Source organism: Arthrobacter sp. AIWTK1 (genome assembly GCF_056680535.1).
On the sequence record NZ_CM155287.1, the window covers coordinates 2,077,844 to 2,095,552 of the forward strand.

At 64.8% G+C, this 17,709-nt stretch carries 16 protein-coding genes; 4 read left to right on the plus strand and 12 right to left on the minus strand.

The genetic code is table 11. The features are described from left to right. The first annotated feature begins 7 nt into the window (after positions 1-7). Positions 8-1,234, plus strand: a complete 1,227-nt coding sequence (locus AC1MDG_RS09465; protein WP_479808683.1) for a M20 metallopeptidase family protein — start codon at positions 8-10, stop codon at positions 1,232-1,234. 33 nt (positions 1,235-1,267) lie between these two features. Next, the gene (locus AC1MDG_RS09470) at positions 1,268-2,608 is read left to right on the plus strand and encodes an MFS transporter (protein ID WP_479808684.1); all 1,341 of its coding nucleotides are present in this window, start codon (positions 1,268-1,270) and stop codon (positions 2,606-2,608) included. 675 nt (positions 2,609-3,283) lie between these two features. Here the strand turns inward: AC1MDG_RS09470 and AC1MDG_RS09475 are convergent. The 9 genes from AC1MDG_RS09475 to AC1MDG_RS09515 form a co-directional block, all read right to left on the minus strand. Further along, positions 3,284-3,613, minus strand: a complete 330-nt coding sequence (locus AC1MDG_RS09475; protein WP_479808685.1) for a hypothetical protein — start codon at positions 3,611-3,613, stop codon at positions 3,284-3,286. Between the two features lie 767 nt (positions 3,614-4,380). After that, entirely contained in the window at positions 4,381-4,923 is a 543-nt protein-coding gene (locus tag AC1MDG_RS09480) for an MFS transporter (RefSeq protein ID WP_479808686.1), read from the minus strand. A 265-nt stretch (positions 4,924-5,188) separates the two neighbouring features. Continuing rightward, entirely contained in the window at positions 5,189-5,887 is a 699-nt protein-coding gene (locus AC1MDG_RS09485; RefSeq protein ID WP_479808687.1) for a substrate-binding domain-containing protein, read from the minus strand. Beyond that, entirely contained in the window at positions 5,884-6,828 is a 945-nt protein-coding gene (locus AC1MDG_RS09490; protein ID WP_479809064.1) for an aldo/keto reductase, read from the minus strand. The genes AC1MDG_RS09485 and AC1MDG_RS09490 overlap by 4 nt, the downstream gene beginning before the upstream one ends. A gap of 26 nt (positions 6,829-6,854) precedes the next feature. Beyond that, positions 6,855-7,808, minus strand: coding sequence for a Gfo/Idh/MocA family oxidoreductase (locus tag AC1MDG_RS09495; protein WP_479808688.1), 954 nt, complete (start codon positions 7,806-7,808; stop codon positions 6,855-6,857). 26 nt (positions 7,809-7,834) lie between these two features. Then, a complete protein-coding gene (locus AC1MDG_RS09500) occupies positions 7,835-9,136 on the minus strand; it encodes a protocatechuate 4,5-dioxygenase subunit alpha/beta (protein WP_479808689.1) in 1,302 nt (433 codons plus the stop codon). Between the two features lies 1 nt (position 9,137). Then, positions 9,138-10,073 carry an amidohydrolase family protein gene (locus AC1MDG_RS09505; protein WP_479808690.1) on the minus strand — a complete coding sequence of 312 codons (936 nt, stop codon included), beginning with the start codon at positions 10,071-10,073 and terminating at the stop codon, positions 9,138-9,140. Positions 10,074-10,075: 2 nt separating this feature from the next. After that, complete coding sequence (gene ligK / locus AC1MDG_RS09510; protein ID WP_479808691.1) at positions 10,076-10,768, minus strand: 4-carboxy-4-hydroxy-2-oxoadipate aldolase/oxaloacetate decarboxylase; 693 nt, start codon at positions 10,766-10,768, stop codon at positions 10,076-10,078. 12 nt (positions 10,769-10,780) lie between these two features. Next, positions 10,781-11,809: an amidohydrolase family protein gene (locus AC1MDG_RS09515; protein WP_479808693.1), complete on the minus strand. Its 1,029-nt coding sequence runs from the start codon at positions 11,807-11,809 to the stop codon at positions 10,781-10,783. A 145-nt stretch (positions 11,810-11,954) separates the two neighbouring features. Here AC1MDG_RS09515 and AC1MDG_RS09520 point away from each other — a divergent pair, with 145 nt between their 5' ends. Further along, the gene (locus AC1MDG_RS09520) at positions 11,955-12,860 is read left to right on the plus strand and encodes a LysR family transcriptional regulator (RefSeq protein ID WP_479808694.1); all 906 of its coding nucleotides are present in this window, start codon (positions 11,955-11,957) and stop codon (positions 12,858-12,860) included. A 65-nt stretch (positions 12,861-12,925) separates the two neighbouring features. Here the strand turns inward: AC1MDG_RS09520 and AC1MDG_RS09525 are convergent, their stop codons facing one another. The 3 genes from AC1MDG_RS09525 to AC1MDG_RS09535 all read right to left on the minus strand — a co-directional run bounded on the left by AC1MDG_RS09525 (position 12,926) and on the right by AC1MDG_RS09535 (position 16,596). Next, positions 12,926-13,576: a nucleotidyltransferase domain-containing protein gene (locus AC1MDG_RS09525; RefSeq protein ID WP_479808696.1), complete on the minus strand. Its 651-nt coding sequence runs from the start codon at positions 13,574-13,576 to the stop codon at positions 12,926-12,928. Positions 13,577-14,005: 429 nt separating this feature from the next. Continuing rightward, complete coding sequence (locus tag AC1MDG_RS09530; protein WP_479808698.1) at positions 14,006-15,760, minus strand: FAD-dependent oxidoreductase; 1,755 nt, start codon at positions 15,758-15,760, stop codon at positions 14,006-14,008. A gap of 545 nt (positions 15,761-16,305) precedes the next feature. Then, a complete protein-coding gene (locus AC1MDG_RS09535) occupies positions 16,306-16,596 on the minus strand; it encodes a LysR family transcriptional regulator (protein WP_479809065.1) in 291 nt (96 codons plus the stop codon). Positions 16,597-16,693: 97 nt separating this feature from the next. On the opposite strand from AC1MDG_RS09535, the gene AC1MDG_RS09540 reads away from it, so the two are divergent. Beyond that, positions 16,694-17,596: a LysR substrate-binding domain-containing protein gene (locus AC1MDG_RS09540; protein WP_479808700.1), complete on the plus strand. Its 903-nt coding sequence runs from the start codon at positions 16,694-16,696 to the stop codon at positions 17,594-17,596. Positions 17,597-17,709: the final 113 nt, after the last annotated feature.

Consider the following 17,709-nt stretch of genomic DNA (forward strand, 5'->3'; position numbering starts at 1 on the left):
ACACTCCGTGTCCGTCGCCCGAATTCTTGAAGACGCCCGCGAACTCCACGGCGAAGTCGTCCAGTTGCGCCACGACCTGCACCGCCACCCCGAACTGGGCCTGGACCTGCCCCGCACCCAGGAGAGCGTGCTGGAGGCAATGTCCGACCTGCCCCTCGAGATCACGCTGGGCAAGGGCCTCACGTCCGTGGGCGCGGTTTTGCGGGGCACCGCCGGTGACCCGTCCGCCGTCGACCGCCCCACTGTCCTGCTCCGCGCCGATATGGATGCCTTGCCGCTGCAGGAGGAAACCGGCGTCGGCTTCGCGTCCATGACGCCGAACCGGATGCATGCCTGCGGCCACGATCTGCACACGTCCATGCTGGTGGGCGCTGCGCGGCTGCTGGCCGAGCGGCGGCACCAGCTGGCCGGCGACGTCGTCCTGATGTTCCAGCCGGCGGAGGAACAGCTGGCCGGCGCCCCGATGATGATCGAGGAAGGCATCCTGGAGCTGTCCGGTCGCCAGGCCGACGCCGCCTACGGGCTGCACGTGTTCAGCGCCGGCGGCAACACCGGCCGGTTCGAAACCAAGGCCGGCGTTATGATGTCCGCCGCGGATGCGCTCTTCGTGAAGGTCATCGGCCGGGGCGGCCACGGCTCGGCGCCGCATCAGGCAAAGGATCCCGTCCCGGTGATGGCCGAAATGATCTTGGGCCTCCAGAACATGGTCACGAGACAGTTCAACGCCCACGATCCTGTGGTGGTTTCCGTGGGCATGGTCAAGGCGGGAGAAGCCATCAACGTCATCCCGGACATGGCCGAATTCGGTGCCAGCCTGCGGATGTACTCGGACGAAGCCCGCACCAAGATGCAGGCCGCCATCCCGCGCCTGCTCAAGGGCATCGCATCAGCCCACGGACTGGAAGTGGACATCAACTACCACGTGGGCGGACGCGTCACAGTCACTGACGCGGCCCACACGGCCTTCGCCGCCGAGCAGATCCATGAGCTCTTCGGCGCCGAACGCCACCACAGCCTGCCCGCCCCGCTAGGCGGGTCCGAGGACTTCGCCGACGTCCTGGCCCGGGTACCGGGCAGTTTCATCTGCCTGGACGCCACCCCGCTTGGTGGCGGCCCGGACGCAGCCTTCAACCATTCACCCCGCGCCACGTTCGACGACAGCGTGCTCGTGGACGGAACCGCTCTCTACACCCAGCTTGCCGTCGCGCGGCTGGCCCAGCTCGCCGCCGCCTAACCAGGCCTCCCGGCTCCCACCCAAGGAAACCCCATGATCCACGATTCAGCTACCCGCGCCCACGATCAGGTGGCCGAGGTTTCGGCCCACCTGAACCCCGTCGCTGTTGCGCCCACCAGAGCAACGAAAGAGCAGCGGCAGACCCTTATCGCCACCGGTATGGGCAACGCCTTGGAATGGTACGACTGGGGGATTTACTCAGCCTTCGCCATCTACTTTGCCACCGAGGTGTTCAACCCCAGGGACCCGCTGGCCGCGCTCCTCGGCGCGATGGCCGTGTTCGCCGTCGGATTCGTTGCCCGGCCGGTGGGCGGCTTCGTGTTCGGTTGGTTGGCGGACCACCTGGGCCGCCGCGCCTCCATGATCTCCACGGTGGGCCTGGCATCCCTCGGTTCCCTGATGATCGGCCTGGTTCCCACATACAGTGCCGCCGGAGCCTGGGCCGCCGTGGTGCTTCTGACGGCCCGCCTGCTGCAGGGCCTGGCGCACGGCGGCGAAATGCCGTCCGCCCAGACGTACATCGCGGAGTCGGCGCCCGCGGCGCGCCGCGGCCTGTGGTCCTCGCTGATCTATGTTTCCGGGACATCCGGCATCGTTATCGGCCTGCTCTTCGGCTATCTCCTCAACCTGGTGCTGAGCAAGCAGGACATGCAGGCCTGGGGCTGGCGCGTCCCCTTCATCATTGGCGCAGTGCTGGGCCTCTACACCCTCATCGCGCGCTCCCGGATGAAGGAGACCGAAGCGTTCACGGCCGCCAAGGCCACTGTCCGCGCGCCCATCTGGCCCGAAATCCGCCGGAACTGGCGCTCGGCCCTCCGGGTCATCGGCCTGGGCATCGGCGCCACCGTCTGCTACTACGTGTGGTCCGTCAGCGCAGTCCAGCAGGCTGTCCTGATCCACAAGATGGACCAGGGCACTGCGCTGCTGGCAAGCGTCCTCAGCAACGTGGTCCTCATCATCTCCCTGCCCTTCTGGGGCAGGTTCTCCGACCGCTTCGGCCGCCGCGCCAGCATGATGATCGGCACCGGCGCGCCCATCCTGCTGTTCCCGCTGCTGGTCAACACCGTGGGCCAGAGCTTCTGGTCCCTGTTCCTCCCGGCAACCCTCATCCTCGTGCTGATGGGCGCCACCCTCGCCGTTACCCCGGCTGTGTTCGCCGAAATGTTTCCCACCCGGATCCGCACTGTGGGCGTGGCCGTCCCCTATGCGGTAGCCGTGGCCATCTTCGGCGGTACCGCACCGTACCTTCAGAGCTGGTCCAACGCAGCCTTCGGCCCATCGGCCTTCACAATCTATGTGGTGACATTGTTGATCATCTCCACTGTGGTGGCGTGGAAGCTGCCGGAAACCAGGGGTAAGGACCTCACGGAGTAGCTCTAGCATCTGGAGTCCGTTTGGTGATTCCTTCATTGCTGGCCAAGGCGCCTCGGGAATAATGCTGGTGGCCCGAAGAGCGTTACAAGTACGCGGCCACGGTACCCAAGGGAGTGAGTCCGATCGTGAGGGCTGATCCGGTGGTTGGAGGACGTGGCATCCGTGTCCGCGGCTCTTGCCCGGGGCGCAGGAGGCTCGCCCCGACGGAGAGTGAACTGCCCAAAGCCTCAGCTGCGCGCACCAATGAGCTGATGGCCGGCGCAGTCATTGCCGGAACCAATTAACCGACAAGACCGGTCAGACAGCACTGAATCGGCATGGGACACCCAGCCCAGTCTCTAGAAGCTGCCGGAAGCCGTGGATTCACAGCTTCCGGCAGACAAGCACCAAAGCATCATCCTTCGGCCGCCGTAGAACAAAAACCGTCGAAGGCCAACACATCAAAGTGGGCCAACCAAAACGGGAGTGCAGGGTAACTGAATGGGGAGGACTCGAATGCTAGGAAACTCTGTGATGCAAGTGGGGGCCGCCCCGGGCGAGGTCCTCCCATTCAAGCCTCGCGGTGTTTGCTGGGCAAGAGAGCACCATGAATCTGGGCTGGAGGGCACCGACATCCATCAATCGTGCGGAGGTCAGCGATTCCCTAATCCATGGGATAAGAGTTCACCTGTTCGGCTAGATAGCCCAAGGAGAATCTGTGCCTGCGTACGCAATTTGCAGCAGCGTCAGGTCTTGATCGGCGGTGATAAGCAGTTCCTTCTCAGATCGAGGTGCCGAGAAGATGACGCCGGGTTCGATGACGTATCGGATATTTCCTCCCGCGAACGAGGCCCAGCCCCTTCCGGACAGGCAGTAAAAGGAGACACCGGGAGTCAGCGGTATCGAGTGTTCTTGAATTCTCTTTTCAGCATGAATCTCCCGGACGGTGTATCCGACCTTGTGGTCGATTGAGACCACCATCCCGGAGCGGTGCGTTGCTCGATCTGCTGTTGTTGAGTGGATCATGTAGGCATCTCCTTGGTTTCTATCCAGTTTTGGTGCACCAGCTCGTCCAGGACGGCTTTGTTTGCGGTGAATAGGGGGAGCGGGGGCTGGGCCGGTGCTTTGTGGAGTAGATCTAGGCTGGGGAAGCCGCTTCCCGGGATGAGTATCGAGTCTGCCTTGGAAAGATCGCGAGAGGTCAGGTCCGGGACCAAGTCGCGCGGCCGTACCGCCCACTTGGCTCCCTGATCAAAGCGGTCCTGTCGGGGATACTGGTCCCATTCCGGAGGGAGCTCGTGTTGGTGTGTTCCGGAAATGGCGAGACCGTGCTTGTCCAGATAGGCGGCCACTGCCTCGATTGTCGGGAGGGTGAACCACGGCGGGATGACAACGTAGGGGCTGCAGGCCCGGGCGCGTTGCATGGTCGTGATGATGGCTCTGGCTGCGGTGGTATCGGGTTGATGGCGCGTGCAGAGGCCTCGAAGGCGTCGTCAAAGGTGTCTGGACTGAAGATCCTGCTGCTGGTGAAACATAGACCCACAGCATCGACTCCGATTCGATCCAGAGTGTTGAGGGCCTCCATGAGGTGCGGCCCGATCGGCGAGGACGTGTCCGTATCACCGGTATATTCCTCTCCGGTGGCCCGGGGAAGGCGGAACCGGGTGACGTGGATAGATACGCCTCGTGGGGCCATTCGGTTTATTTCCATCTCCGGGACTGGATCATTGTCAACGACAACGATCCCGATGCGGTAGCGCGGGTATTCTTCGTTCGGCGAACCGTCAGGTTCTTTAGCTGGCATTAGCGGGCTCCGTGCGGCGCAATGAGAGGGCCAAGACGATGCCGAGGGCCGCGAACGCGGCGTTGATTGCGAATGCGAGTGGGTAGCCCACCGTGGGACCGGCAAGCGCTATGACAAGTACGAGGAGCGCGAGGCTGACGCCGCCGGCGACGTATTGGGCTGTAGTGATCAGAGAGCCGGCCGCTCCCTGGCTTTCTTGCGGGGCATCGGAGGTGCCGAGGACGAACATGGCGGTGTAAATGACGCCGTGCCCGAAGCCGCTGAGCAGGAAGCCCGGGAGGAGTCCGAGCCAGAAGCTTTCAATGCCGAGAGAGAACGCCAACAGCAGCAGGCCGGAGGCTGCGATTGCGAAGCCCAGCGCCAGAACGGACTTGACGCTGTTTTTCGCGATGAGCTTTCCCGCAACAACGTTGCCTACGGTGACCATTACTGCCAGGGGCAGGAACGCGATGCCGGCGGCGAGTGCAGAGTACCCACGTTGTTCCTGTAGGTACAGGGTGACGAGGAAGAACTCCGTGCCAACGCTGGCCATGTAGAGCCCTCTCAGATCGGCCCCTGAGCAGCATTTTCTGCCTGCCCTGTGGTGGTGCGGTTGCCCGTTTTCTACCGGAAAGCATCTTCCGCAATCATGGAGCCGGCCGAATCCTGCTGCCGGAACGTCCGGGTCTGTGATGTGAGGCGAACATGCGGAAAATCTGGCCGGCCGCGAACGTCAAGGTCTACGGCGGCGGTGTCGCCGAAGACGGGTTCCTCCGCGTCTGCAGGACCCGCATCAGTCAATCCGTCACGGCAGGGCCTCAGGGCGCGCGAAAACTGTGCGACGACTTGATCGATGCCGAGAGGTCCGAGCGGAAGAAGGCCAACACCTCCGCAGCACGAGCCGGGTTGTTGGAGGATGTCGCGACAGCACCCGCGAAGACCGTGATAATCGCGCAGTCGGCCGGGAGAACGCCGAGGATGCACACGCCGGGTTGCCCGACCAGTTCGCTGAGCTGCTGCAGGCCGAGATCGACCTCTCCCTCGGCGAGCAGGCGCGCCACGGGTACGCCTGGACGGGCCTGCACAAGCCGGTCGCTGACCTCATCGGTCATGCCCCAGTGGTCGATCATTCGCAATAGCTCGGTGCCGCTCGGTCCGGTGGAATATCCGATGCGGAATGCCGCGCGCAGGGCGGCGCGAAGCTCGTCGGCATTCGCAAAGGCCGTGCCTTTGGAACATGTGGCTGCATCGGCGCTGCGTGCGGCCACGCCTACGGCGACCTCCGACAGTACGATCGGGGCGATGGATGCCGGATCGACGTGCCCCTCGGCAGCGAGGCGTTGGAGAGCGTCCTCGGCGAGGAACACAAGGTCGAACGGCTCGCCGGCGGTCACCCGCTGGGCGGCGTTCACTCCGCCTACGGATTCGAGCTGTAGAAGCGGTAGCCCGGTCCCGGCGGCAGCTTCAGCGAGGTCGGCGAGTACGTGGCGGGTGGCCATCGACGAGATCGCCCTCATGCGGCATCCTCGAAAGTCTCGGCGTCTACTTCGGCAGCAGATGCTGGCGCATATCGCGCGCCAGAGATAGTGGCCGTGCCAATCAGCTCGCCGGCCCGCGTCAGCAGCGCGCCGTCGACAGGGATGTGGGCCGCCGCCATGTTCTCACGCAGGTGCGCGACGCTCGTTGTTCCCGGGATCGGCAGAACGTGATCGCCGCGGGAGAGCAGCCAGACCAGCGCGAGCTGTGCCGGGGTGCACCCGGCCTCCGCAGCCAGCTCACGCCAAGAGGCCAGCAGCGTCGCATTCGCACCCCAGTGCTCGGGCTGGAAGCGCGGCATGCTGCGGCGGATGTCGTTTGGGGCCAGCTTACCTGGGTCCTTGATCGCATCGGCGAGGAAACCCCTTGCGACCGGCGAAAACGCAACCAGGGTCACGCCGTCCTCGCGAGTGGCGTCAAGCATGCCAAGCTCGGCATTGCGACTCCACAGCGAGTACTCGTTCTGCACGGCCGCGATAGGGGTGACTGACTGCGCCTCGCGCAGTCGCGCGACCGACACCTCGGACAGGCCGATTGCGCCGATCTTGCCCGCGGCGACCATCTCGGCCAGCGCGCCGACGCTATCGCCAATCGGCACCTTCTTGTCCCACCGGTGAAGGTAGTACAGGTCGATGTAATCGACGCCAAGGCGGCTCAGCGAAGCATCGACCTGTGCGCGCAGCGTATCGGGGCGTCCATCGATGACCTTCACGCCGTCGACGGACGCCATCCCGCACTTACTCGCCAGGAAGACCTCGTCGCGGCGTCCCGCGATCGCAGCACCTACAAGCTCTTCGTTGCGGCCGCCGCCGTACAGTGTTGCCGTGTCGAGCATCCCGATGCCTTCATCGAGAGCTGCGCGCAGCATCGCCAGCCCCTCGTCACGCGACGGGGGGACGCCGTACGCGTGGCTCAGCGACATACAGCCCAGACCGGTGGTGGGTAGCCTCACGCCAGCTGCTTCTCAAGCGCGCCGAGCACGCGGTAGCAGTCGATGACCTGGCGGATCGACGAGTTCGGCTCGCGCCCCTCGCGGATCGCGCTGACGAACTCGCGGTCCTGCAGTTCGATGCCGTTCATGCTCACCGCCACCTTCGAGACGTCGATCTGCTCGTCGCGGCCGTTGAAGAGGTCGTCGTAGCGCGCGATGTACGTCTCGGTGTCGCCGATGTAGCGGAAGAAGGTGCCAAACGGGCCGTTGTTGTTGAACGAGAGGGAAAGGGTGCAGATCGCCCCGGTCTCGCTCTTCAGCTGGATCGACATGTCCATCGCGATGCCCAGATCCGGGTTGATGGGGCCCTGGATCGCGTTCGCCTGCACGATCTTGCCCGCCTGGTAGGCGAACAGGTCGACAGTGTGCGCGGCGTGGTGCCACAGCAGGTGGTCGGTCCAGGAGCGCGGCTCGCCCTTGGCATTCGTGTTCGTGCGGCGGAAGAAGTACGTCTGCACGTCCATCTGCTGCACGTTGAACGAGCCATCGGCGATCCGGTTGTGCACGAGCTGGTGCGAGGGATTGAACCGCCGCGTGTGGCCCACCATGGCGACGCGGTCGGACGCCTCGGCCGCGGCGAGCGTCGCCTCGGCGTCGGCGAGCGAGTCGGCGAGCGGGATCTCGACCTGCACGTGCTTGCCGGCCTTGAGGACCTCCTGCGTCTGCGAGGCGTGCAGACCCGTGGGCGTGGCGAGGATGACGGCATCGACGTCGTCGCGCTCGAGCACGGCGTCGAGCCCGACGACGGCGTTGGCGACGCCGTACTTAGCGGCGACTGCCTGGGTCGGTTCGAGCCGCGTGCCGCTGACGACGGTCACCTCGGCATCGGGGATGTTCATCAGGCCGTCGAGATGTTTCATGCCGAAGGCGCCTGCGGCGCCGACGACGGCCACACGGATCTTGTCAGTCATGGGGGGCTCCTTTGTTGCGGATGCGGTCAGTCGGTCGGGTTCGCGAGAACAAGGTGGCCGACGGCGGTGTTCGACGCCGGCACGTGGTAGAACCGGTGGTCAACAGAAGGCGCCTCGCCGCCGAACTGGTCGTCCATCGCGCCGCGCGCGATCAGCCAGTCGACGAGCTCGATGCCCTCGGAGCCCGCCTCATCGACGTACTCCATGTGATCCCACTCGGTCAGGCCCAGCGGGTCGGCGATGAGGTGGTCGAGGAACGCGTTGTCCCACTCCTCGTTGATGAGGCCGGCGCGCGGACCCTGGAGCTGGTGGCTCATGCCGCCGGTGCCCCAGATCTGCACGTTGAGCTCCGGACCGTCCCACTTGTCGAGGGCGCGGCGAAGGGCCTTGCCGAGCTCGTAGCAGCGGCGTCCGGAAGGCACCGGATACTGCACCACGTTGACGGCCAGCGGGATGACCTTGCATGGCCACTCCTCGACGTCGCCGAAGACGAGCGAGAGCGGCACGGTGAGCCCGTGGTCCACGACCATCTCGTTGACGAGGGTGAGGTCGAAGTCGTCCTGGATGACCGACTGCGCAATGTGCGCGGCGAACTCCGGGTAGCCCTTCACGTCGGGCACAGGGCGGGGGCCGTAGCCCTCGTCCGCGACCGGGTACTCTGCCCCGGTGCCGAGCACGAAGGTGGGGATGATTGACGAGTCGAAGGCCGTGGCGTGGTCGTTGTAGACGAGGATGACGACGTCGGGCGTATTCTCCTTGGCCCACCTGCGGGTCCACTCGTACCCGGAGAACACCTTCTTCCAGTACGGCTCCTCGGTCTTGCCGAGGTCCATCGCGGCACCGATCGCCGGGACATGCGAGGTGAACAGCGCCGACGTGTACTTCGCCGGGGCGTTCTCGCGCATGGTCTGGGACTTCTCGCGCGGCGCCGGCGGGACCCAGCCGTCGAGGTCCTTGAGGCGGTTGCCCTCGGGGCGGCGTCCGCCGCCGATCATCATGTCGCGGTAGGCGGCCTCGGACATGCCAGTCATGGAGCCGGCCATCTGCTGGAAGCTCAGGCCGTGCGTGGCGCCGATCTTGCTCAGGAAGTAGATGTTGCCGCCCTCGGCCATCATGGCGTTGAGGTCCATGTCCAGCACGGCCTGGCGCTGCTTGGGCGAAAGGGGCCACTCATCGAGGTACGCCTCGCGGTCGGCCAGGTAGCGCTGGCGGTTCTCGGGCTTCATCAGCGACATCGAGAACTGGTTGAGGTGGTATCCCTTGCGGGCCATCTCCGCGTCGAAGATGATCGTGCCGGGAACGTCCTTGTACGGCTTGTCGAGTGCCATGTCATGCTCCTTCGGGCCAGTAGAGGCGGCGGGGGTTGTCCACGAGCAGCTTCTGCTGGAGCTCGGGGGTCGTCGCGATCTGTGGGATGTAGTCGACCAGCAGCCCGTCGTCGGGCATGTGGTCCTTGAGGTTGGGGTGGGGCCAATCGGTTCCCCACAGCACGCGGTCGGGGAACTCTTCGACCACGCGTCGGGCGAACGGCACCACGTCGGTGTAGGCGTGCTGTTCGCCGTCGAGAGCGCGCGGGCCGGTGACGGACAGGCGCTCTGGGCAGGAGACCTTGGTCCACACATTGGTGTTCTCGCGCATGAAGCGCAGGAACAGTGCGAACTCAGGGCCCTCCGGGTCCTTGGACACGTCGGGTCGGCCCATATGGTCGACGACGACGTCAGTCGGGATCGCTGAGAAGAAGTCGTAGAGCTCCGGCAGGTCCTCGGCCTCGAAGTAGATGACCACGTGCCAGCCGAGCGGCGCGATCTTCGCGACGATCTCCCCGAGCGAGTCGGTGGGCACCCGGTCGACGAGGCGCTTGACGAAGTTGAACCGGACCCCGCGGACGCCGGCCGCGTGCAGCTCGGCCAGCTGCTCCTCGGTCACGTCGCGGCGGACCGTGGCGACGCCGCGGGCGCGGCCGCCGCTGCGCTGCAGCGCATCGACCAGTGCCCGGTTGTCGGCGCCGTGGCAGGTTGCCTGGACGATCACGTTGCGGTCGAAGCCGAGGTGGTCGCGCAGCGCGAAGAGCTGTTCCGCCGAGGCATCGCACGGGGTGTACTTCCGCTCGGGGGCGTAAGGGAACCGCTCCCCGGGCCCGAACACGTGGCAGTGCGCGTCGACCGCGCCGGCCGGCAGTCGGAACGTGGGCTTGGTGGGGCCGTCGTACCAGTCGAGCCAGCCTGCGGACTTCTCGAAGCCTCCCGTGGTGTCGCCGTGCGCCATGGTCACTTCTCCACGTATTCGAGGCCGGCGGCGGCGAGCGGCTCTCGCATGCCGTAGATATCCAGGCCCAGGACGCCCTCACGGAACTTCACGCGTTTGGCTTCCTCGTTATCCTCGCGCTTCTGGCTGGCGTCTGCCACCGCTCCGACCAGCTCGCGCGGGACAACCACGACGCCGTCGACGTCGGCCACAACGACGTCGCCAGGGTTCACCACGGCGTTCGCGACCACGACGGGGACGTTCACCGATCCGAGGGTGGCCTTGACCGTGCCCTTGGCGTTGACAGCGCGGGAGAACACCGGGAAATCCATCTTCTCCAGATCGGCGACGTCGCGGACACCACCGTCGATCACCAAGCCCTTGCAGCCGCGGGCGGTCAGCGAGGTGGCCAGCAGCTCACCGAAGAAGCCGTCCTCGCTTTCGGTGGTGCAGCCGGCGACGATCACATCGCCTTCCTGCACCTGCTCGGCGGCGACGTGGAACATCCAGTTGTCACCGGGCTGTAGCAGCACGGTCACTGCCGGACCACAGAGCTTAGCGCCGGTGTAGGCCGGCCTGATGTAGGGGCGCAGGAGCCCGACGCGCCCCATCGCCTCGTGGATAGTGGCGACGCCGAACTGCGAAAGCCGTTTTACGTCCGCGGGATCCGGACGTTCGATGTTGGTGCGGACGATGCCGAGGTTGTTCAGTCGCATTTGATGGTCCTCTCAGAGTCCACGCGCAGTAAGGGCACGGTCAAGCCTTGGGTAGACACGGCGGGCGTTGGCTTCGAACACCTGCGCGCGCTGCGCGTCGTTCAGGTTCGGGGTGGCGTCGACGTACCGCTTGGTGTCGTCGAAGTGGTGTCCGCTGCGCGGGTCGATGTCGCGCACGGCGCCGATCATCTCGCTCGCGAAGAGGATGTTCTCGGTCGGGACGACCTTGGTGAGTAGGTCGATCCCCGGCTGGTGGTACACGCAGGTGTCGAAGAACACGTTGTTCAGCAGGTGCTCCTCGATTACGGGCTTGCCCAGCGCCATTGCGAGCCCACGGAAGCGCCCCCAGTGGTAGGGAACGGCGCCGCCGCCGTGAGGGATTACGAGCTTCAACTCGGGGAAGTCGCGGAACAGATCGCCCTGGAGTAATTGCATGAACGCGGTGGTGTCGGCGTTGAGGTAGTGCGCTCCGGTCGTGTGGAAGGCCGGGTTGCACGACGTGCTGACGTGCACCATCGCCGGGATCTCGTATTCGACGAGTTTCTCGTATATCGGGTACCACGAGCGATCGGTCAGCGGAAGCGACGTCCAGTTGCCGCCGGACGGGTCGGGGTTGAGGTTCACAGTGACGGCGCCGAGTTCCTCGACGGCACGAGTAAGCTCGGCAACGCTCGTCGCGGGATCCGTACCGGGGGACTGGGGGAGCATCGCCCCCATCAGGAAGCGTTCGGGGTAGAGCTCGCTGACGCGGGCGCACAGGTCGTTGCAGATCCGGGCCCAGGTCTCGCTCACAGCGAGGTCTCCGATGTGGTGCGCCATGAACGAGGCACGAGGGCTGAATACGGTGACGTCGCTGCCGCGCTCGTTCATGAGCTTGAGCTGGTTGGCCTCGATGGTCTCACGGATGTCTTCATCGCTGATGCGCAGGGTCGCAGGGTCAGGAGCGTCCGCGCGTCCCTCAGTGAATGCGATCTGCAGATCACGCCAGGCTCCGAGCTGTGTTGGAGCTGTGGTGTAGTGGCCGTGGATGTCGATAATCACGCGTGTCGTCCTTGTCACTGAGTGTAAGCGGTGCGATAGCAGCTGCACTTCGTTAAATCAGTGCTGCCCCAAACTGACTTTAGGGGTGTTTGCCACTGTGGTCCAATAGATATGCAAATACAGATCCATAGATAGGATCTATGGCATGACGTTCACCGACCTCAACCAGCTCCGGACATTCGTCACGCTCTACGAGCTGCGCAGCGTCACGGGCGCCGCCAGGCGACTGCACGTGACGCAGCCCACGGTCAGCTATTCCCTGAAGCGGCTCAGGGAGCGGTTCGGCGACGAGCTGTTCCGTCGCGAGGGGAACGACATGGTGCCGACCGCGAAGGCGACGCAACTGTTTGGGCCCCTACACAACGCCTTGGCACAAATAGACGCGACCGTCATGGGATCGGACGTGTTCGAACCGACCGGATTCAGCGGCGAACTCGTCCTGGGACTCACCTCGATCGGCGAGCAGACGTTCCTCCCACCGATCATGACCGCCCTCGGGCGGGTCGGCGCCGATCCGCGAATACAGGTAGAACGGCTCGATTCGGACGAGGTCGAGAGCGGGCTAATCCGCGGCACCATCGATCTGGCATTGACCGTGTCGCGGATCGCCACACCGCGGCTGTGGAGGACGCACGTGCGTTCGGTCGAATACGTGGCTCTGTCGTCCGGGTCGCATCCACTGCCCGCGACCGGGCCTGACATGTTCGAGGGGAGGCGCTTTGTGCGGGTCTCCGCCCGTGGCGGGCACGTCTATCCTTTGCAGGCGCTGACCGAACACGACTTGATGTCCCAGGTCGTGCTGACCATGGAGGAATACGGCACCGTGCCCGCCGTGCTCGAGGCGACGGATCTGGTCGTCCTGCTGCCGCGGCATGTAGCGGGGGTGTTCTGCGGGTGGTTCCCCCGCCTTCGCATCGCCGAGCTGCCCTGGCCCGGGCAGAGCACACCAGTGGAGTTGTACACGCGGCGCGAGGCCAGCCTCTCGCAGGTGCAGCGATGGTTCCGCTCGCTGGTGCTTGATGCGGTTGCAGCGGATGAATACAAGTCGTAGTCACAAGCGTCTGCGGGCGTCTCAAAATCGGACAGGCCGACTGAAGAGCAGGCCCAAGCGGAGCGCTAGCGTTTCGTCCTGTTCCAGCTGGCCTTGCCCGGAGCGAACGGGCTACGCACATGGATCGACCATGACGAGTGCGGGTGGATCGTCAGAATCGCGTGCTCCCACCAGGCCCGGGCTTCGTTAGAGAGCTCCGGTAGAACCGCATCCTTGTCGGCGTCGTCCTCCGGACGGGGACGCAGCGCCTTCCAGACCAGCTGCACCTCGGGCGCCCCGGTCGGAATGCCGTCGACGTCGATCACTGCACGATCCCACGGCAGTTGCAGTCGGGGATCTCGTCGATAAACCCAGACGCTATCCGTGCCGTCCTCGACGTTGACCTGCAGTACCCATGCGCCCGTTGCGTCATCATGGATACGGATCGGCTGCAGATCGGCATCCATATCAGCCTCTGCCCAAGGGAGAACGCCGTCGCCTGACGGAGCCCACGCGCTAAACGGCGCCGGCAAGTCCTGCAACACTTGAGGCAGGTCGGCGATCGTCGTGCTGACATCGATATTGTCGTGCTCGCGAGTGTTAGTGCCGAGCCAGTGGTCGAGCGCCACCCCTCCGGACAACCACCAACGCGCCGATGACGGCCCGAGCAGCTCCGCCACGACTCGCAGGGGCAGGGGTTCCCAGCGCGTCGCGAGGGTGGGTGTGGATGAGGCCATGCTCAAGGTTACCCGTGGGCGGCGGTGGTTTGTCGAAATGGCAAGGGGAACGAATAGGAAACCTGCGGGAGCAAACGATCCAACAAGGAATTAAGGCTCCAGCGTCTGAACGCAGTCACTGCCGCAAAGGCCCACCTGTCCTGCCAAAATGCGGAATTGGTTCATGGGACGGGAGTCGTCAAATACTTACACTCCCGTACTTTCAACGCCGATAAGGGACCTTCCGTCAAGCTATCGCGGTCTAAACAAACAGATAGCAATCCGGCCGGGAGGGATACGCTCTTTAGCGCCGCCACATCAGGAACGCCCGACGGCGGGAGTGTCCCGCCGTCGGGCGTTCCTGGGGCTGATAGGGAAACCAAGCGCTTGCTATCAGAGCACGGGGAGGCTGCCGGCGATCCTGCCTACCCGTGAGTAAATTCCTCCAGACTAGCCGCGGGCCTGGGCTGTGGTGGCCTGGGCTGTGGCGGCCGCGTGGCGGGCCGCCTGCCAGCCGAAGGTCATGCCGGCGCCGACCTGCACGCCTGCGCCGGGGTATTCCGAGCCCATGACCGACGCGGCGTCGTTTCCAGCGGCATAGAGTCCGGGCACCGGGTTGCCCTGGGTATCAAGTGCCTGCCCGTTTCCGTCGGTGAGCACCCCGTACGCGGTGGCCAGCGGTGTGGGCACGACGGCCATCGCATAAAAGGGCGCCTTCAGCAGCGGCCCGATGTTCGGGTTCGGCCCGTGGTCCGGGTCCCCGGCCACCTGACCGAAGAGCAGCTCGCCCTTGTGGAAGTCCTCATCCACGCCGGTGGCGGCAAATCCGTTGTAACGCTGCACGGTCGACTCCAAGCCCGCGGCGTCCACGCCGATTTGCGCCGCTAAGTCGGTGAGGGTCTCTGCCTCGTAGAGATAACCGTCCTTGATGTAGCGCCGCAGCGCCGCACGCGGCAGGTGGGGCATCGTGATCATGCCCAGCCCGTACTTTGCCAAGGTCCGCGAGTCCACGACCAGCCAGGCCGGCACCGCGGCGGCGTCCGGGGAGGCGAACATGGCCCGCACGAAACGGTGGTAGGAACAGGATTCGTCCACGAAGCGCAAGCCGTTGGAGTCCACGGCGATCACGCCGGGACGGGCACGGTCCCAGATGTGCGGGAAGACCACCCGAGAACCGTCCCTTCGTCGTCCGATGGAGCTGGGGAACCACAGTGCGTTTTCCCCGTTATCCTTGGCCAGCGCGGCACCGGCCTCCCTGGCGAGGGACAGCGTGTCTCCGGTGGAACCTTCCCCGGCCCGCGAGTAGAGCGGCGTGGGGGAAGGCAGCAACTTCTTTCGCATTTCAGCGTTTTGGGCGAAGCCGCCGGCGGCGAGCACCACGCCTTGGCGGGAACGGATGCGCAGGCGCCTGCCGTCCTGCACAACCACCGCACCGACAACACGGTCCCCGTCCTTAACCAGTTCGGTGGTTTGCGCATCGAAAAGGAATTCCACCCCGCGCTTGCGCGATTCGTGGAACATGCGGGCCACAAGCCCGTTGCCCATCACCAGACGCGTGCCTCGCGGACGTGTGAGCCGGTCAAGTGCCCACCGCAGGCCGAGTTGTGCAGCCAGAGCCACGGCCTTGCCGCGCTCAGCCAGCGAGCCGTTGTAGAGCTTGAGCAAGGCGGACACGTCCGCGCGGCGCAACATCAGGGTCCCGCCCAGAAGAGCGAACTCGGGTACCGGCGGACGGACACGGCCGAAGTCGGCCTTGTCCAGCAGGCGCCCGTCGAAGGGGTCCGGTTCCAATGCGCGTCCGGTCTTACCGGTCTCGGGCAGTTCGGAGTGGTAGTCGACCACGGCAGGGGAGCGACGGAAGGTGACGCCGAGGTCATGCATCGCGTCCAGCATCTTCGGCGCGGCGTCCAGATAGGCGAGCCAGCCTTCACGCGGGGCCTTGCCGCTCACCACGGCGTCCAGGTAGCGTGCGGCGCGGTCGTAATCGTCCAGGATTCCGTCTTCACGCTGGAATCGGTTGTTGGGCACCCAACAAGTCCCGGCCGAGTACGCGGTGGTTCCCCCGAGGAGTTCGGTTTTTTCCAAGACCAGGACTTTCGAGCCCTGGGCCGCGGCGGTCAACGCCGCTGAAAGCCCCGCCGCTCCAGTACCGAGCACCAAAAGGTCCACTTCCTGATCCCAATTGTCCGACAGGGGCGTTTTCATGTCTCTCCTTCGCGCACATCTGTGTGCGTCACGTGCTGTATGTCCTCCTCATTATGGGCGCCATACAATGTAGCGTCTATGACTAATTAGGTTACTGATTATGTGCAAAACAAGAATAGTCTGGGTCTGACGGGCTGGACCGACATGCCGCGGTCGTCCCGGGACGAGGAACCTGGCACCAGCAGATCGTTTCGGAGCCGCTGGTTTCTGAAGAGGGAAATCCCGAGTGACTCATCGGTGGTTGGATCGCCGACCTCCGCGTCCGAGGACGGTGCTATGTGGCCATTTCTAAACCGTGGGCTTTGGACGGGACGACCCGCGGAGGAGGTCCGGCCCAGACACTCCTGAAGGCGCTCCCCTGCACATTTTCGGAGGCCGCTAATGGACTTTCGTTAATTTGAGGCGGGGGAGTGCCTAGCATCACCGGATTCGTTCGGCGCTGGGAGCCACGCTGGGTTCAATCCCGATACGACTCGATGCCAGGGAGGGCACGTCCACCGGCAGGCCTACGAAGGGCAGATTGAGGGAGCCGTTGTGAAGGAGGTTCAGCGCGCCCGAGAAACCAATGCCCAGGCGTCCGTAAAACGTGCCGCTGCTCTCGGTCGTGGCCGCGCGGCGGGCAAGGTCCAGTTCCTCGAGGATCTTCCCGGCATGCGGCAGGAATGACAATCCGGCGGCCGCCAGTGAGACGGCCCGGGTATTGCGCTCGAACAGGTCCGCGCCGAGGTTTTTGCCAGCTTCTTGATGGTCTGGCTCAGTGGGGACTGTGCCATGCGCAGACGGCTGGCGGCCCCGCCGAAGTGGAGCTCCTCCGCGACGGCCGGAAATGCCCCGATTTACGCACGCTCCCTGTGCTGGTCCGGTGGGGTAATCCCTGAAGAGCTACAGCCCCCTGTCGTTTCGATGTTCAGGTAAAGGGTACATTCTGAAGACATGACAGAGATCCGTTGGCTGGAAGCGTTCGTTGCGGTGGCCGAAGAACTGCACTTCGGCCGTGCTGCTCAGCGCCTGCACACCTCACAGTCCCCGCTGAGCCAGACGATCCGGAAGCTTGAGGCTGACTTGGGGACGCGCCTTTTTGAGCGCAACACCCGAAGCGTGGCCTTAACGCCGGCGGGGTATGCCCTCCTGCCGCGCGCGTACCGTGTGTTGCGCGAGATGCGGCTGGCCCGGGAGGCGGCCCAGGCCGAGGTTGAGGGCGTCCGGGGCAACATCAGAATCGGATTCTCCGGAGCTGTGAACCACCTGACCCTCCCGCCGCTGACCCGTGCCGTGCGCCGGCGTCACCCCGACATCAAAATGGACCTCACGAGCCGTGTGCGCACGGCCGACGGGTTAGCCAGCGTCGCGAACGGCACCCTGGACGTTGCCTTCGTGGGCCTTCCCGATACTCCGGTTCCCTCGGTGATGACGCGGTTGGTCGCAAGGGAGGAAATCGGGGCGGTGCTGCCGCTGGATCATCCGCTGGCGCAGGAGAAGTCCATACCGTTGCAGGCTCTGGCGGCCGATGACTTCATATCTCCGCCGCTGGATGGCTCGTCCTCCATGACCGAAGTGATGCTCGCCTCGTGTATGGCGGCCGGCTTCCGCCCCCGCATAGTCCAGGAATTATCGGACCCCTACATGGTGCTGACCTTCGTGGCCGCAGGCGTGGGCGTGACCCTCATGAGCAGCGGGATAGCCGGGATCATACCCTCGGGCGCGACGTATGTGGCACTGGATCACCCGCAGCACTTCATGAACCACGCCATCGCGTGGTCCGAGGAAAACGACTCCGCTGTGCTGGCGGCGGTGCTCGCCGTTGTCGAGGAGATCTTTCCTAAGATCCCCAACTAATCATCCGCTGGATATAGTCGAATTACAGCATAGTGATAGATGATTTTAGTCGTGGACAAGCTAAGTGGTCGCAGCCACACTGGAGGGAGAAGCCGCATAGCGCGGCAAACCGT

Coding starts and splice junctions, on each gene's coding strand:
- AC1MDG_RS09470 (WP_479808684.1), top strand. CDS start 1,268: ATGATCCACGATTCAGCTACCCGCGCCCACGATCAGGTGGCCGAGGTT.
- AC1MDG_RS09475 (WP_479808685.1), bottom strand. CDS start 3,613: ATGATCCACTCAACAACAGCAGATCGAGCAACGCACCGCTCCGGGATG.
- AC1MDG_RS09480 (WP_479808686.1), bottom strand. CDS start 4,923: ATGGCCAGCGTTGGCACGGAGTTCTTCCTCGTCACCCTGTACCTACAG.
- AC1MDG_RS09485 (WP_479808687.1), bottom strand. CDS start 5,887: ATGAGGGCGATCTCGTCGATGGCCACCCGCCACGTACTCGCCGACCTC.
- AC1MDG_RS09490 (WP_479809064.1), bottom strand. CDS start 6,828: ATGTCGCTGAGCCACGCGTACGGCGTCCCCCCGTCGCGTGACGAGGGG.
- AC1MDG_RS09495 (WP_479808688.1), bottom strand. CDS start 7,808: ATGACTGACAAGATCCGTGTGGCCGTCGTCGGCGCCGCAGGCGCCTTC.
- AC1MDG_RS09500 (WP_479808689.1), bottom strand. CDS start 9,136: ATGGCACTCGACAAGCCGTACAAGGACGTTCCCGGCACGATCATCTTC.
- AC1MDG_RS09505 (WP_479808690.1), bottom strand. CDS start 10,073: ATGGCGCACGGCGACACCACGGGAGGCTTCGAGAAGTCCGCAGGCTGG.
- ligK (WP_479808691.1), bottom strand. CDS start 10,768: ATGCGACTGAACAACCTCGGCATCGTCCGCACCAACATCGAACGTCCG.
- AC1MDG_RS09520 (WP_479808694.1), top strand. CDS start 11,955: ATGACGTTCACCGACCTCAACCAGCTCCGGACATTCGTCACGCTCTAC.
- AC1MDG_RS09525 (WP_479808696.1), bottom strand. CDS start 13,576: ATGGCCTCATCCACACCCACCCTCGCGACGCGCTGGGAACCCCTGCCC.
- AC1MDG_RS09530 (WP_479808698.1), bottom strand. CDS start 15,760: ATGAAAACGCCCCTGTCGGACAATTGGGATCAGGAAGTGGACCTTTTG.
- AC1MDG_RS09540 (WP_479808700.1), top strand. CDS start 16,694: ATGACAGAGATCCGTTGGCTGGAAGCGTTCGTTGCGGTGGCCGAAGAA.